General features: G+C 69.2%; 12 protein-coding genes and 1 pseudogene. 3 read left to right on the forward strand and 10 right to left on the reverse strand.

All coding sequences use genetic code 11. From position 1 onward, the window contains the following. From ABDW35_RS17830 to araD, 3 genes and pseudogenes are all read right to left on the reverse strand, one after another. Positions 1-427 (reverse strand): annotated as a pseudogene (locus ABDW35_RS17830) (ribonuclease activity regulator RraA); the annotation flags it as partial. Between the two features lie 23 nt (positions 428-450). Further along, complete coding sequence (locus ABDW35_RS17835) at positions 451-1,422, reverse strand: SMP-30/gluconolactonase/LRE family protein (protein ID WP_343715225.1); 972 nt, start codon at positions 1,420-1,422, stop codon at positions 451-453. An 11-nt stretch (positions 1,423-1,433) separates the two neighbouring features. Next, the gene (araD, locus tag ABDW35_RS17840) at positions 1,434-3,176 is read right to left on the reverse strand and encodes an L-arabinonate dehydratase (protein WP_343715226.1); all 1,743 of its coding nucleotides are present in this window, start codon (positions 3,174-3,176) and stop codon (positions 1,434-1,436) included. Positions 3,177-3,304: 128 nt separating this feature from the next. Here araD and ABDW35_RS17845 point away from each other — a divergent pair, with 128 nt between their 5' ends. Next, positions 3,305-3,991 (forward strand): GntR family transcriptional regulator, encoded by a 687-nt coding sequence (locus tag ABDW35_RS17845; protein WP_343715227.1) that lies wholly within the window; start codon positions 3,305-3,307, stop codon positions 3,989-3,991. Here ABDW35_RS17845 and ABDW35_RS17850 read toward each other — a convergent pair. From ABDW35_RS17850 to ABDW35_RS17875, 6 genes are all read right to left on the reverse strand, one after another. Continuing rightward, on the reverse strand, positions 3,981-4,865 hold the full coding sequence (locus ABDW35_RS17850; protein ID WP_343715228.1) for a DMT family transporter: 885 nt from the start codon (positions 4,863-4,865) through the stop codon (positions 3,981-3,983). The genes ABDW35_RS17845 and ABDW35_RS17850 overlap by 11 nt on opposite strands. 16 nt (positions 4,866-4,881) lie before the next feature. Continuing rightward, positions 4,882-5,802, reverse strand: coding sequence for an SMP-30/gluconolactonase/LRE family protein (locus ABDW35_RS17855; protein WP_343715229.1), 921 nt, complete (start codon positions 5,800-5,802; stop codon positions 4,882-4,884). Between the two features lie 128 nt (positions 5,803-5,930). Beyond that, entirely contained in the window at positions 5,931-6,881 is a 951-nt protein-coding gene (locus ABDW35_RS17860; protein ID WP_343715230.1) for an ABC transporter permease, read from the reverse strand. Between the two features lie 10 nt (positions 6,882-6,891). Beyond that, complete coding sequence (locus tag ABDW35_RS17865) at positions 6,892-7,956, reverse strand: ABC transporter permease (protein WP_343715231.1); 1,065 nt, start codon at positions 7,954-7,956, stop codon at positions 6,892-6,894. Then, positions 7,953-9,503, reverse strand: coding sequence for a sugar ABC transporter ATP-binding protein (locus ABDW35_RS17870; RefSeq protein ID WP_343715232.1), 1,551 nt, complete (start codon positions 9,501-9,503; stop codon positions 7,953-7,955). The genes ABDW35_RS17865 and ABDW35_RS17870 overlap by 4 nt, the downstream gene beginning before the upstream one ends. Positions 9,504-9,522: 19 nt before the next feature. After that, positions 9,523-10,650 (reverse strand): sugar ABC transporter substrate-binding protein, encoded by a 1,128-nt coding sequence (locus tag ABDW35_RS17875; RefSeq protein ID WP_343715233.1) that lies wholly within the window; start codon positions 10,648-10,650, stop codon positions 9,523-9,525. A gap of 225 nt (positions 10,651-10,875) precedes the next feature. Here ABDW35_RS17875 and ABDW35_RS17880 point away from each other — a divergent pair, with 225 nt between their 5' ends. After that, entirely contained in the window at positions 10,876-12,405 is a 1,530-nt protein-coding gene (locus ABDW35_RS17880; protein ID WP_343715234.1) for an altronate dehydratase family protein, read from the forward strand. A 169-nt stretch (positions 12,406-12,574) separates the two neighbouring features. Continuing rightward, positions 12,575-13,747 carry a fumarylacetoacetate hydrolase family protein gene (locus tag ABDW35_RS17885; protein WP_343715235.1) on the forward strand — a complete coding sequence of 391 codons (1,173 nt, stop codon included), beginning with the start codon at positions 12,575-12,577 and terminating at the stop codon, positions 13,745-13,747. Positions 13,748-13,795: 48 nt separating this feature from the next. On the opposite strand, the gene ABDW35_RS17890 is transcribed toward ABDW35_RS17885, so the two are convergent. Further along, a complete protein-coding gene (locus ABDW35_RS17890; protein ID WP_343715236.1) occupies positions 13,796-14,563 on the reverse strand; it encodes an enoyl-CoA hydratase in 768 nt (255 codons plus the stop codon). Between the last annotated feature and the right edge of the window lie 197 nt (positions 14,564-14,760).

Raw genomic sequence — 14,760 nt, forward strand, 5'->3', positions numbered from 1 at the left:
CCGGGCGGTTGTGATAGGCGGGGATGTCGAGCTTCGCGATCTCCGGCGAATCGCGGAAGCCGCCATCGGTGACGACGCCGGCGACGCCGCGCTTCATCAGCCGCGCCACCAGGATCGACCCGGCCGAGGCGGCGCGCGGGTCCTTGCGGCTGTCGATGACGAAGACGGCGCCGGGCGGGCACTCCTCGACCGCCTTGCGCTGCGGGTGGGCGCGGTCCTGGAACACGCTGATCGGGTTCAGATCCTCGCGCGCCGGGATGTAGCGCAGGGTGAAGGCCTCGCCGACCATCGGCGCGCCCGCCGGGTTCAGCGGGTGCACGTCCTGGATGAACTGGTTGCGCAGGCCGCGCTTGAACAGGGCGGTGGTCAGGGTGGCGGTGCTGACGGTCTTCAGCTTGTCCCGGGTCTCGGGCTTCAATCCGGTCATTCGATCATCCTCGTTCGGAAAGGTCAGCCGCCGATCGCGCCCTGGGTGCCCACATACAGGACATAGACGGACTGGCTGGCGGCCATGAACAGGCGGTTGCGCATCTCGCCGCCGAAGCACAGGTTGGCGCAGCGCTCGGGCAGGGCGATCCGGCCGATCGGTTTGCCGTCGGGGTTGAACACCATCACCCCGTCCAGCTCGGCGCTGCCCATGCCCCAGCCGCACCACAGGTTGCCGTCGACATCGACGCGCATGCCGTCCGGCGTGCCGCCGGGGCCGGCATCGATCAGCACCCGCCGGTTGGCGATGCGGCGGCCGCCATCGACCATGTCGAAGGCGGAGATCAGCCGGTTCGGCGTCGCCCGGGATTCGACGAGGTAGAGGATCGATTCGTCGGGCGAGAAGCACAGCCCGTTCGGCCCTTTGACGTCCTCGGCGACGACGGTCAGCGCGCCGGTCTCCCCATCGATCCGGTAGACATTGCCCGGCAGCTCCTGCTCCGCCTGCCGGCCCTCATAGTTGCCGGCGATGCCGAAGGGCGGGTCGGTGAACCAGACCGACCCGTCGGACTTCACCACCACGTCGTTCGGGGAGTTCAGCCTTTTGCCGTCGAAGCCGTCGGCCAGCACGGTGATGCTGCCGTCATATTCGGTGCGGGTGACGCGGCGGCCGAGATGCTCGCAGGTCACCAGCCGGCCCTGGCGGTCGCGGGTGTTGCCATTGGCGTTGTTGGAGGGCCGGCGGAAGGCGCTGACCGCCCCGGTCTCCTCATCCCATTTCAGGATCCGGTTGTTCGGGATGTCGCTCCACAGCAGGGCGCGGCGGTCGCCGAACCAGACCGGCCCCTCGGCCCAGCGGCAGCCGGTGGCAATGCGCTCCACCGCGGCGCTGAAGATCCGGTAGGGCGCGAAGCTGGGATCCAGCACCTGCACCGCCGGGTCCGGATAGCGGGTCGACGGCGTCCAGCCGCCGCGGGTCTCGTCCTGCGCGCTCATCGCAGCCCCCCTCAGAAGATGTCCGGCTCGGCCACCGGGGCGCCGAAGCCGGTCTCGAGGAAGTCGAAGTCGCAGCCCTCATGCGCCTGGCGGATGTGGCGGTTGAACATCCAGCCATAGCCGCGCTCGTAGCGGGGCGGCGGCGGCTGCAGCTCGGCCCGGCGGCGCGCCAGCTCCGCCTCCGGCACCTCCATGTCGAGGCGTCGGGCGGCGACGTCGAGGGTGACGATGTCGCCGGTGCGCAGCAGCGCCAGCGGTCCGCCGACATAGGATTCGGGCGAGACGTGCAGGATGCAGGCGCCGTAGCTGGTGCCGCTCATCCGCGCGTCGGAGATGCGGACCATGTCGCGCACGCCCTGCTTCACCAGCTTCTTCGGGATCGGCAGCATGCCCCATTCCGGCATGCCCGGCCCGCCCTGGGGGCCGGCGTTGCGCAGCACCAGCACATGGTCGGCGGTGACGTCCAAATCGTCGCTGTCGATCGCCGCCTTCATCGACGGGTAGTCGTCGAACACGATGGCCGGGCCGCTGTGCTTGAGGAATCGCGGCTCGCAGGCGCTGGGCTTGATGACGCAGCCATCCGGCGACAGGTTGCCGCGCAGCACGGCCAGCGCGCCCTCGGCATAGAGCGGGTTGTCGATCGGCCGGATCACATCCTCGTTGTAGATCTCGGCGCCGGCGATGTTCTCGCCCACGGTGCGGCCGCTGACGGTCAGAGCGTCCAGCTTCAGATGGTCGCGCAGCCGGGTCATCAGCCCCGGTAGGCCGCCGGCGTAGAAGAAATCCTCCATCAGGTACCGGTCGCCGCTGGGGCGGACATTGGCGATCACCGGCACCACCCGGCTGGCGGCGTCGAAATCGTCCAGGCCGATGTCGTGTCCGGCCCGCCGCGCCATGGCGACGAGATGGATGATGGCGTTGGTCGAGCAGCCCATCGCCATCGCCACCACGATCGCATTCTCGAAGGCGGCGCGGGTCTGGATCCTGGCCGGGACCAGATCCTCCCACACCATCTCGACGATGCGGCGGCCGCAGGTCGAGGCCATGCGGATATGGCCGGCATCGGCGGCCGGGATCGAGGAGGCGCCGGGCATGGTCAGCCCCAGCGCCTCAGTGATCGCGGTCATGGTGCTGGCCGTGCCCATGGTCATGCAATGGCCGTAGCTGCGGGCGATGCCGCCCTCGATGTCGACCCAGTCCAGGTCGCTGATGTTGCCGGCCCGGCGCTCGTCCCAGAACTTCCAGGCGTCGGAGCCGGAGCCGAGCACCTTGCCCTTCCAGTTGCCGCGCAGCATCGGGCCGGCCGGCATGAAGATCATCGGCAGGCCGGCATTGGTGGCGCCCATCAGCAGGCCGGGGGTGGTCTTGTCGCAGCCGCCCATCAGCACCGCGCCGTCGACGGGGTGGGACCGCAGCAGCTCCTCCGCCTCCATCGCCAGCATGTTGCGGTACAGCATGGTGGTCGGCTTGACGAAGCTCTCCGACAACGACAGCGCCGGCAGCTCCATCGGGAAGCCGCCGGCCTGCAGCACGCCGCGCTTCACATCCTCGACCCGGGTCTTGAAATGGGCATGGCAGGGGTTGGCGTCGGACCAGGTGTTGAGGATCGCGATCACCGGCTTGCCGGCCCATTCCTCCGGCGCGAAGCCCATCTGCATGGCGCGGGATCGGTGGCCGAAGGAGCGCAGGTCGTCGGGCGCGAACCAGCGGGCGCTGCGGAGGGTGTCGGGCGTCTTGCGGCGGATGTCGGTCATGGCTCGCTGCCGTCTGAGGGGTCGGTGGCTGGGCAGGATGGAGTCGGTGTCCGCACACTAATGCATTAGTGCATGGGCATCCAGGCAGGTATGATCGGCTCCATGACAAAGGACGGATTCATCGCAGCATGACGGTTACCGCGATCCCGCTCGACCGGGCCCGGCAGGCGGCGCCGCAGGTCTATGAGCGGCTGCGCGAGCAGATCCTGGCGCTGACCCTGGCGCCGGGCTCGGTGCTGGCGCGCAACGAGCTGATGGCGCAGTTCGGGGTCAGCCAGACGCCGATCCGCGACGCCCTGCTGCGGCTGGCGGAGGAGGGGCTGGTCGACATCTTCCCGCAGCACGCCACGGTGGTCAGCCCGATCGACCTGGCGGCGGCGCGGCAGGCGCATTTTCTGCGCCGGTCGGTGGAGCTGGAGGTGGTGCGGACCCTGGCGCAGCGCGAGGACCGGTCCTTCGTATCGCGGCTGCAGGCGCTGATCGCCCGCCAGCGCGGCATGCTCGACGCCCGGGACTACGAGGCCTTCGCCGAGACCGACCAGTCGCTGCACCGGCAGCTGTGCGAGGCGGCGGAGGTGCCGGGCCTGTGGGCGCTGATCCGCAGCCGCAGCGGCCATCTCGACCGACTGCGCCGGCTGCACCTGCCGGCGCCGGGCAAGGCCCAGTCGATCCTGGACGACCACGCCCGCCTCCTCGAGGCCATCGCCGCGGGCGATGCCGATGCGGCGCAGGAGGCGCTGCGCCGGCACCTGTCCGGCACGCTGGCGCAGGTCGACGAGATCCGCGCCAGGTTTCCGGACTACGTCAGGGGATGATCGGAGCCCGCTGCTCCCGCCACCAGACGTAAGCGCCGGCGGCGACGATGACGGCGCAGCCCAGCAGCGGCCGCGCGCCGATCACGTCGCCGAACACCAGCCAGCCATAGGCCAGGCCGTAGAGCAGCTGGCTGTACTGGAACGGCGCGAGGGAGGAGGCGGGGGCCTGGCCGAAGGCCGCGATCAGCAGGGTGTGCGACAGCAGGCCCAAGAGCCCCATCGCCACCATCAGGCCCCAGCCGGTGGCGTCGGGCGGCGTCCAGACGAAGGGCTGCGCCAGGCTCAGCAGCACCGTGCCGGTCAGCGCGGTGATGAACAGCGTGGTGCGGGGATCCTCGCCCTCCAGCCGCCTTGTGGCAACCAGGCCGATCGCCCAGAACAGCGCCGACCCGAAGGCGACCAGGCCGCCGACGATCCCGACGCCGTCGCCGCTGGGCCACACGATGATCAGCATGCCGGCGAAGCCGGCCGCCACCGCGGCCCAGCGATGCGGGCCGACATGCTCGCCGAGGAACAGCACCGACAGCACGATCACCAGCAGCGGCGCGATGAAGTTGATCGCGAACAGGTCGGCCAGCGGCATCAGGCTGAAGCCGAGGATGGCGAGCATGGCGGAGGCTAGCAGCGACAAGGCCCGTACCAGCTGTACTCCGGGCCGTGTCGTCGCGGCCATCCGCCGGACGCAGGCTGGCCCCGCGATCAGCAGCATTGGCAGCGCGTGGAAGGTGTAGCGCGCCCAGGTCACCTGGACCGGGTCGTAGCGGCCGGTCAGCAGCTTCGACACCGTGTCCATGGTGGTGAAGCTGCCCATCGCCGCCAGCATGAGCAGCATGCCGGCGGCGGGGGCGGCCACGGTCCGCGGCAAAGCGGGCATGGCCGGCCGGATCCTCTCAGGGCGTCTGCACGCCGCGGGTGTTCAGATAGACCGACCGCAGCGAGGTGGTGGCGCAGATGAACAGGCGGTTCTTCTTGACGCCGCCGAAGCAGACATTGGCCACCACCTCCGGCACCTTGATCTTGCCGATCAGCGTGCCGTCCGGGCTATAGCAGTGCACGCCGTCGCCGGCGCTGCTCCAGATATTGCCGTGGTGGTCGACGCGGAAGCCGTCGAACAGGCCGAAGGTGCAGTCGGCGAAGACCTCGCCGCCGGCCAGCGTGCCGTCGTCGCGCACCTGGAAGCGGCGGATATGCTTCGGCCCGTCCGGGTCGTGGCTGGCGCCGGTGTCGGCGACATAGAGCAGCGTCTCGTCCAGAGAGAAGGCCAGGCCGTTCGGCTTGACGAAGTCGGTGGCGATCGCCTTCAGCGTCCCCGATTTCGGGTCGAAGCGGTAGACATGGCAGCCATCCTGCTCGGGCTCGGACTGGTGGCCCTCATACTCCGACAGGATGCCGTAGGACGGGTCGGTGAACCAGACCGTGTCGTCCGACTTCACCACCACGTCGTTCGGCGAGTTCAGGCGCTTGCCGTTATAGCTGTCGGCCAGCACGGTGACGCGGCCGTCATATTCGGTGCGGCTGACCCGGCGGCCGCCATGCTCGCAGGACACGAGCCGGCCCTGGCGGTCGCGGGTGTGGCCGTTGGTGTAGTTCGACGGGCTGCGATAGACGCTGACGCTGCCGTCGGTCTCGTCCCAGCGCATGATCCGGTTGTTCGGGATGTCGCTCCACAGCAGGTAGCGGCCGTCGCCAAACCACACCGGCCCCTCCGACCAGCGCAGCCCGATATCGCTGGCCAGCACGTCGATATGGACATTGCCCATGACATAGCCGGCGAAGCGCTTGTCCAGCACCTCGAAACAAGGGTCGAGCATTCCCGGTTTCCTCCCATGGCCCGGGCTCGGCCCGGACGGTCCTATTGATCGGACATAACTGGCGGCGAGTGTGGCGTCCCGCCGGGAGAGACGTCAACGATTCGGCGGATGAAAAATCGGTCAGCCTGTCACGCCGCCGACCGGCCGCCGCGACCGTACAGCAGCAGCATCAGGATGATCACCAGCCCGTAGATGATCTGCCGCCCGGCCTCCGGCATCTGCATCACCGACAGCACGCTCTGCAGCAGCACGATCAGGATGGTGCCGACCACGGTGCCGGCATAGCGGCCCTGGCCGCCCAGGATGTTGGTACCGCCGATCACCACCGCGGCGATTGCGGGCAACAGGTAGGGGTCGCCCATCGCCTGATAGGCCTTGCTGGAGTAGCCGGCGAGGAGGATGCCGGCCAGCGCCGAGCACAGCCCGCACAGGGTGAAGGCGCCGAGGATCACCAGCCGGGTGTTGACGCCCGACAGATAAGCCGCGGCCTCCTTGTTGCCGATGGCGTAGATGTAGCGGCCCATCGGCGTGCGGGTCAGCAGGAAGACGATGCCGAGCGACAGCAGCGCCCAGACGAACACCGCCATCGGGATGCCCAGCAGCTCGGTCTTGGCCAGGAACTGCATCGGCGGCGTGGCCATGCTGGTGGGGGAGAAGCCGCCGGTGAGCATCACCATCAGCCCGCGCAGCACGGTGTTGACGCCGAGGGTGAAGATCATCGACGGCACCCGCAGCACGGCGACGCCGAGGCCGTTGACCAGCCCGACCAGGGCGCCGACCGCGAGGCCGACCGGGATCGCCTCCGGCCCGCCCGCCGCGGTGGCCAGCATGGCCGAGGCGGCGACGGTCCAGGGCACCGAAAGGTCGATATGGCCCATCAGGATCACCAGCATCATCCCGGCGGCGACGACGCCGAGGAAGGCGGCGACCTTGAGCTGCTGCAGCAGGTAGACCGGCGACAGGAAGGTGGCGGTGCCCTGGGTGATGGCGGTGTAGGCCGTGCCCGCCGCCAGGATGAGGATGACGAAGCCGCAGGCCACCAGGATCGGCCGGTCGATGGAGCGGAGATAGGCTTGCATCGATTCCCCGCTATCCGAACAGCTGCAGGCGGTTCTTGACCGTGAAAACCCGGGCGGCGCCCAGCGAGACCGCAGCCAGCAGGATGATGCCCTCGAACAGCGGCTGCAGCAGCGGGTTGGCCAGGAAGCCCAGCACGCTGTCCTCCGGCACCACGCGGAAGCAGAAGGAGATCGCGCGCAGCACCATGACGCCGACGATCGAAGCCACCGCGCCGCCCGAGCCGCCGAACAGCGAGGTGCCGCCGATCACCACCGCGGCGATCGAGTTGAGGGTGTAGGCCCCGGCCATCGGCGTGTCGGCGTTGCCGCTGCCGGTCTGCAGCGCCAGGTAGACCCCGGCGACCGCGGCGAAGAATCCGGCCAGGGTGAAGGCCGCCAGCTTCGATCGGTCGATGGCGACGCCGGACATGAAGGCCGCCTGCTCGGAGGAGCCGATGGCGTAGCAGCCGCGCCCGGTGACCGAATTCTTGAACGGCAGCCACACCAGCAGCACCACCAGCACGATCAGGATCGCCGGCACCGGGATGGACTGGATCGCCTGGAACCAGCCCGGCAGGTCGCCGCCCCACCAGCCATAGGTGTCGGCGACGTCGAACAGGGTGTTGGTGGCGGCCCAGGACAGGTCGCTGTCGACCGCGCCGCCGGGCGTCGGCCGCAGGAACAGGGCGATGCCGATCAGCACCGCGCCGGTGGCCAGCGTCGCGATGATCGGCTGGATCCGGCCATACACGACCAGGGCCCCGTTGATGAAACCGGCCAGAAGGCCGGCGCACAGGCACAGCAGGATGCCGAGCGCCAGGTCCCAGCCGCTGCCAGTCAGGAGGTGCGAGGCCAGGCAGTTCACCATGGTCATCAGCGGCCCGACGGAGAGGTCGAGCCCGCCCAGCAGCACCGGCACGGTCTGCGCCATCGCCACCAGGGCCAGGGTGAAGGTCTCGTTGACGTTCTGGACGATCAGGTCGGCGCTGCCGCCGCGCGGATGCTGGTAGGAGTAGAGGCCGTAGAACAGCACGAACAGGCCGATGGCGAGCAGCAGCCCGCTTTGGCGCGACAGGCGGTGGAGCAGGGCGCTCATGCCGGCACCGCCTCGGCCGCCCGGCCGTTGGTCTCCAGGTTCAGGGCGCTGGCGACGATGTTGGTCTCGGTGATCGCGTCGCCCTCCAGCGTCCGGATCACCCGGCCGCCATAGAGGATCAGCACCCGGTCGCAGCAGCCGATCAGCTCGTCATAGTCGGTCGAATAGAACAGGATCGAGGTGCCGGCCGCCGCCAGGTCGTGCAGCAGCTGGTAGATCTCCTGCTTGGTGCCGACATCGATGCCCCGCGTCGGGTCGTTCAGCAGGATGATGCGGGCGTCGGTCAGCAGCCATTTGGCGATCGCCACCTTCTGCTGGTTGCCGCCGGACAGGGTGCCGACCGCGGCGTCGGCGGAGCCGATCTTGATCCGCAGCGCGTCGACCATCCGGGCGATGCTGTCGGCCTCGCGCTTGCGGTCGATGACGCCGCCCTTGGCCATGCCGCCCAGCGCCGCCAGGGTGATGTTCTCGCCGACCGACATCGGCAGCAGCAGCCCCTCGGTCTTGCGATCCTCCGGGATCAGCGCCATGCGGATACCGGCGCGCTTCGCCCGGGACGGGCTGCCCACCCGCACCGGCCGGCCATCGACCAGGACGCTGCCCTCGACCCCGCGCAGCACGCCGAACAGGGCCAGCAGCAGCTCGCGCTGGCCCTGGCCGTCCAGCCCGCCGAGGCCGACGATCTCGCCGCGGCCGACCGTCAGCGACACATCGGCCAGGCGCTGGCCCCAGCGCAGGCCGCGGGTCTCCAGCACTGGCGCCGGCGCCTCGGCGCGGACCGGCTTGGGCGGATAGGCGTTGTGGATCTCGCGGCCGATCAGCATCCGCACCACCTCGTCGTCGCCGCGCTCCCCGGCCGGGAAGGTGTCGATGTGCCGGCCGTTGCGGAACACCGAGCAGGTGTCGCACAGCGCCTTGATCTCCGGCATGCGGTGGGAGATGTAGAGCACGCCCATCCCGTCCCGGCGCAGCTGGTGCAGCAGGGCATAGACCTTCTCCACATCCGCGGCGGTGAGGGCCGAGGTCGCTTCGTCGAGGATCAAGAGGCGCGGGTCGCGCCCCAGCGCCTTGGCGATCTCGACCATCTGCCGGCGCGACAGCGGCAGGGACCGGACCGGCAGCCGCGGGTCGATGTCGGAACAGCCGATCCGGGCCAGCAGCTCCTCCGCCCGCCGCCGCTGGGCCTGGCGATCGATCAGGCCGAAGCGCCGGGGCGGCCTGGTGATGCAGATGTTGTCGGCGACCGACAGGTCTGGCATCAGCGAGAGTTCCTGGAACACGCAGACGACGCCGGCCGCGTTCGCCGCCTGGGGCGAGGCGAAGCTGGCCGGCCGCCCGTCGATCGCCAGCTCGCCGGCGCTGGGCTGCACCACCCCGGCGATGATCTTGATCAGCGTGCTCTTGCCGGCCCCGTTCTCGCCGAGGACACCGTGGATCGAGCCCGCATGGGCCGCGAAATCCACCTCGCGCAGCGCGTGCACGCCGCCGTAATGCTTGCTGACCCCGGTCAGCCGCACCAGCGGCGGCGTGTTCGCGACTGCCGTCATGCCCGATGACGCCACGGCCCTACTTGTTCTCGGCGGTCTGGGCCATGATCTGCGGCGCGGTGAAGGTGATGCCGCAGGGTTCGAAGGCGTTCGGCGCGAAGAAGTCGACCGTCAGGTTCGACCAGTAGTTCTCGCCGTCCTTCAGCGTCTTGTAATCGGCGACTGGGATCGGGATCGACACCATCTGCGGCATCGTCTCGCCCTTCAGCGCGGCGATCGCGGCCTTCATGGCGATGGCGACCAGGGCCGGGGACTGGCCGTAGGAATAGCCCTTCAGCCCCTGGTCCTTGTACTGGGCGATCTGCTGGCGGAACAGGTTCTCGCCCTCGCCGGCCATCGGCACCAGCGGCTGCTTGGCGTCGAGCAGCGCCTGCACCGTGCCGTTCGACCCGCCCTGGGTGAAGATGCCGTCGAAATGCCCGTGCACGGCCAGTGCGTCGGCCGTGGCCTTCTGCGAGTCGCCCGGCGCCCAGTTGCCCACCACCTCGACGATGTCGTAGGGCTTGCCGGCATCCTTCATCGTCTTCTGGAAGCCCTCATGCCGGTCGCGGTCGACCGAGTTGCCGGGCAGGCCGCGCACCTCGAGGATCTTGCCGCCGTTGGGCACGTTCTCGATCAGGAACTTGGCCGAGTTCACGCCCATCGCGGTCTGGTCCTCGTTGACCTGCATCACCTCGGTGGTGTCGAGGACGTTGTCGAAGGGCACCAGCACGACGTTCTTGCGGTTGGCCAGCTTGATCACCCGGTCGAATCCGGTCGGGCTGACCGCGTTGACGACGATGGCGTCGAAACCCTGGTTGATGAAGTCCTCGATCGCGCCCAACTGCGCCGCGGCGTCGGTGCCGGTCGAGATGACCTTGAACTCCTTGATGTCCTTGGCGACGTCCGGCAGGGCGGCGAAGGCCTTGGCGGTCTGGATCATCTGGATGCGCCAGATGTTGCCGACGAAGCCGTTGACCAGCGCGATGCGGAACGGGCCCTGATGGCCCTCCCATTTGTAGAACTTGGTGTCCTGGCTCCACGGCGCGAAGCACTGGGGCAGATAGCCGGGGCCGGAGACGGTCTTGGGCGCGGCGAAGGCGGGGACGGTGAGGGCGGTGGACAGAAGGGCCGCCGCGGCGACCGCGGCAAAACGGCGAAGCAGCATTCAAGTTCCTCCCTGAAAGGCCTTTGGGCGCGAACGATTGAAACTCGTCCGACATAATTGGCAGCCGGAATCTTGCGCTTATCCGTTGCGGCCGTCAATTCGTCAGACAGAATACTCCGTGCCCTCGGGACCGTCGCTTCTGGAGGATGGCGCCAGCCAAAAGTCCGACGTAAAGTGACCGCCGCCCGAGATTGCCAGGCAAGCCCAAGAACGCGTGCGAAACCGATGCCCAGCCCCAGCCTCTTCATCCGCCTGAACCGCGACGACAACGTCGTCCTCGCCCGCGCCGACATCACGCCGGGCACGCCGATCCCGGAGGAGGGGGTGACCACCGCCGGCCACATCCCGGCCGGCCACAAGATGGCGACCCGCCCGATCGCCCAGGGCGAGCCGATCCGCCGCTACAACCAGATCATCGGCTTCGCCACCGAGGCGATCGGCACCGGCGAGCACGTCCATGTCCACAACTGCGCCATGGGCGATTTCGAGCGCGACTACGCCTTCTGCGCCGACGCCAAGCCGACCGACTATGTGCCGGAGGCCGAGCGCGCGACGTTTCAGGGCTATCGCCGGGCCAATGGCCGGGTCGGCACCCGCAACTACATCGGCATCCTCTCTTCGGTGAACTGCTCGGCCACCACCAGCCGGATGATCGCCGCGCATTTCGAGCGCTCCGGCGTGCTCGAGCAGTTCCCGAATGTCGACGGCGTGGTGGCCATCACCCATTCCACCGGCTGCGGCATGGCGGATTCGGGCGAAGGCTATGACAACCTGCAGCGCACGCTGTGGGGCTACGCCCGCAACCCGAACTTCGCCGGCGTGCTGATGATCGGGCTGGGCTGCGAGGTCAACCAGATCGACTTCCTGCTCGACGCCTATCAGATCGAGCGCGGGCCGCTGTTCCAGACCATGAACATCCAGAATCTGGGTGGCACCCGCAAGACGGTTGACCACTGCATCGCCAGGGTGATGGAGATGCTGCCCGAGGCCGACAAGGCCCGGCGCGAGACCGTGCCGGCCAGCGAGCTGATGGTGGCGCTGCAATGCGGCGGGTCGGACGGCTATTCCGGCATCTCGGCCAACCCGGCCCTGGGCGCCGCGGTCGACCTGCTGGTTCGCCATGGCGGCAGCGCCGTGCTGTCGGAGACGCCGGAGATCTACGGCGCCGAGCACCTGCTGACCCGGCGCGCGGTCAACCGCCAGGTCGGCGAGAAGCTGATCGCCCGGATCAAGTGGTGGGAAGGCTACACCGCCCGCAACGGCGGCGAGATGAACAACAACCCGTCGCCCGGCAACAAGCGCGGCGGCCTGACCACGATCCTGGAAAAGTCGCTGGGCGCCGCGGCCAAGGGCGGCACCACCAACCTGGTCGAGGTCTACAAATACGCCGAGCAGATGACGGCCAAGGGCTTCGTCTTCATGGACACGCCCGGCTACGACCCGGCCTCGGCCACCGGCCAGGTGGCGGGCGGGGCGCAGATCGTCTGCTTCACCACCGGCCGCGGCTCGGTCTCCGGCTTCAAGCCGGCGCCCTGCATCAAGGTCGCCACCAACTCCACCATGTACCGGCACATGGAGGAGGACATGGACATCAACTGCGGCACCATCATCGACGGCGACGAGTCGATCGAGCAGGCCGGCCGCCGCATCTTCGAGAAATTCCTGGCGGTCGCCTCGGGCGAGCAGACCAAGAGCGAGGCCCAGGGCTTCGGCGACAACGAGTTCGTGCCCTGGCAGATCGGCGCGGTGATGTGACCAGCCGGCGCGGCCTGGCGGCTTGGCTGGCTTTGCTTTCCTGTCATCCTCGGGCTTGACCCGAGGATCCAGGGGGCCAGGCGCTGTCCGTGCCTTGTGGCCCCTGGATTGCCGGGTCAAGCCCGGCAATGACAATGAATGGAACGGATAGAGGCGGGAAGGGACACCCATGAAGGACTACATCTCGGTCGCGGCCTGCCTGCCGGCGGATGCCGACCGCGCCACCCTGGTCGGCCGCGTCTGGCTGCCGCAGGTCCAGGGGCCGGCGGTGGTGGCGCTGCGCGGCGGCCAGGTGATCGACATCACCAAGGCTGCGCCGACCGTCGCCGACCTGATCTCGGCGGCCGACCCGGCGGCGGTTGCCAAGGCCGACGGCCCGGTGATCGGCAGCGTCGCCGACCTGCTGGCCAATGCCGACGAGACCACGCGCGACACGGCGAAGCCTTGGCCGCTGGCGCCGATCGACCTGCAGGCGGTGAAGGCCGCCGGCGTGACCTTCGTCGCCTCGATGCTGGAGCGGGTGATCGAGGAGCAGGCGCGCGGCGACGCCACCAAGGCCGACGCCATCCGCCAGCGCATCGTCTCGATCATCGGCGACGATCTGGCGGCGATCCGCCCGGGCTCGGCCGAGGCGCAGCGGATCAAGGAGGTGCTGCTGGCCCAGGGCGCCTGGTCGCAGTATCTCGAGGTCGGCATCGGCCCGGATGCCGAGATCTTCACCAAGAGCCAGCCGATGTCCTCGGTCGGCCTCGGCGCGGAGATCGGCATCCTGCCGATCTCGACCTGGAACAACCCCGAGCCCGAGATCGTGCTGGTGGTGGCGCCCAGCGGCAAGGTCGTCGGCGCGACGCTCGGCAACGACGTCAACCTGCGCGACCTCGAGGGCCGCAGCGCGCTGCTGCTCGGCAAGGCCAAGGACAACAACGCCTCCAGCGCCATCGGTCCGTTCATCCGGCTGTTCGACGGCGGCTTCGGCATCGACGATATCCGCAAGGCGGACCTGTCGATGGCGGTGCACGGGCCGGAGGGCTACACCCTCAAGGGCCACAGCTCGATCTCGAAGATCAGCCGCGACCCGCTCGATCTCGCCGGCCAGATGCTGGGCCCGAACCACCAGTATCCGGACGGGGCGGTGCTGTTCCTCGGCACCATGTTCGCGCCGACCGACGACCGCGACGCGCCGGGCATGGGCTTCACCCACAAGATCGGCGACATCGTCACCATCTCGACCCCGAGCCTGGGGATGCTGGTCAACCGGGTGAACCACACCGACAAGATCGCGCCCTGGACCTTCGGAGCCAGGGCGCTGATGGCCAGCCTGGCGAAGCGCGGGCTGCTGTAAGGGATTCGGCCGGGTCCGCGAGATGCGGACCCGGCCCTAGGATCCCGGTTACTCGAACCGGCTGAAATCCGGCTTGCGCTTCTCCAGGAACGCGGTAAAGGCCTCCTTGGCCTCCGCGGATTTCAGCTGCGCGGCGAAGGCCTGGACCTCGCGGGTCATGGCCTCGCGCACCGCGGCCTCCTGCGGGGCCCGCAACAGTGCCTTGGTCTGGCGGACCGCGGCCGGCGGCAGGGCGGCCAGGCGCGAGGCCGCGGCGTCGATCTCGGCATCCAGCGTGGTCTCGCCGATCAGCCGGGTGATCAGCCCGGCCTGCAGCGCCGCCTCGGCGTCGAAGCCTTCGCCGGTCAGCAGCCACCACGACGCCTTCAACCGGCCGGCCACGGCGGGCAGGAGGAGGGAAGACGCCGCCTCCGGCACCAGGCCGAGCTGGACGAAGGGCAGGGCGAAGCGGGCCGAGGCCGTGGCCAGCACCACGTCGCAATGCAGCAGCAGGGTGGTGCCGATGCCGATGGCGGTGCCGCGCACCCCGGCGATCACCGGCTTCGGAAAGGCAGACAGGGCGTCGAGGAAATCGAGGATCGGCTTCAGGCCCGCATCGCCGCCCGCCGCCAGGAAATCGGCGATATCGTTGCCGGCCGAGAAATCATCGCCACCGCGGATCACCGCCACGCGCACCGCCGGGTCCTCGGCCGCCGCCTTCAGCGCCGCGGTCATCGCCTGGTACATGGCGAGGCTGATGGCGTTCTTCTTCTCCGGCCGGTTCAGCCGGATGGTCGCGACCGGCCCCTTGGTCTCGGTCAGGACGGGATCGGTCATGGCGCTCTCCACGGTGATCGTCATGAGGCCACGCTAGAGAGGGGCAGCGGCCCCTGTCGAGCTTGATGCGACGGTCACGCCGAGGGCGGCGCGTCCCCGTCCTTCACATAGCGGCGCTCGCCGGTCCGGGCATGGGTGAACACGGTGACCGTGGCGTTGCTGTCGGGGTCGACGAAGCGCTCGCCGCTGTCCTCCCA

It is taken from the genome of Inquilinus sp. (assembly GCF_039594555.1).
Classification (GTDB): Bacteria; Pseudomonadota; Alphaproteobacteria; order DSM-16000; family Inquilinaceae; genus Inquilinus.

What these genes read in the sequence shown, in the direction of transcription:
- ABDW35_RS17835 (WP_343715225.1), bottom strand. Translation starts at nt 1,422, where the DNA reads ATGAGCGCGCAGGACGAGACCCGCGGCGGCTGGACGCCGTCGACCCGC.
- araD (WP_343715226.1), bottom strand. Translation starts at nt 3,176, where the DNA reads ATGACCGACATCCGCCGCAAGACGCCCGACACCCTCCGCAGCGCCCGC.
- ABDW35_RS17845 (WP_343715227.1), top strand. Translation starts at nt 3,305, where the DNA reads ATGACGGTTACCGCGATCCCGCTCGACCGGGCCCGGCAGGCGGCGCCG.
- ABDW35_RS17850 (WP_343715228.1), bottom strand. Translation starts at nt 4,865, where the DNA reads ATGCCCGCTTTGCCGCGGACCGTGGCCGCCCCCGCCGCCGGCATGCTG.
- ABDW35_RS17855 (WP_343715229.1), bottom strand. Translation starts at nt 5,802, where the DNA reads ATGCTCGACCCTTGTTTCGAGGTGCTGGACAAGCGCTTCGCCGGCTAT.
- ABDW35_RS17860 (WP_343715230.1), bottom strand. Translation starts at nt 6,881, where the DNA reads ATGCAAGCCTATCTCCGCTCCATCGACCGGCCGATCCTGGTGGCCTGC.
- ABDW35_RS17865 (WP_343715231.1), bottom strand. Translation starts at nt 7,956, where the DNA reads ATGAGCGCCCTGCTCCACCGCCTGTCGCGCCAAAGCGGGCTGCTGCTC.
- ABDW35_RS17870 (WP_343715232.1), bottom strand. Translation starts at nt 9,503, where the DNA reads ATGACGGCAGTCGCGAACACGCCGCCGCTGGTGCGGCTGACCGGGGTC.
- ABDW35_RS17875 (WP_343715233.1), bottom strand. Translation starts at nt 10,650, where the DNA reads ATGCTGCTTCGCCGTTTTGCCGCGGTCGCCGCGGCGGCCCTTCTGTCC.
- ABDW35_RS17880 (WP_343715234.1), top strand. Translation starts at nt 10,876, where the DNA reads ATGCCCAGCCCCAGCCTCTTCATCCGCCTGAACCGCGACGACAACGTC.
- ABDW35_RS17885 (WP_343715235.1), top strand. Translation starts at nt 12,575, where the DNA reads ATGAAGGACTACATCTCGGTCGCGGCCTGCCTGCCGGCGGATGCCGAC.
- ABDW35_RS17890 (WP_343715236.1), bottom strand. Translation starts at nt 14,563, where the DNA reads ATGACCGATCCCGTCCTGACCGAGACCAAGGGGCCGGTCGCGACCATC.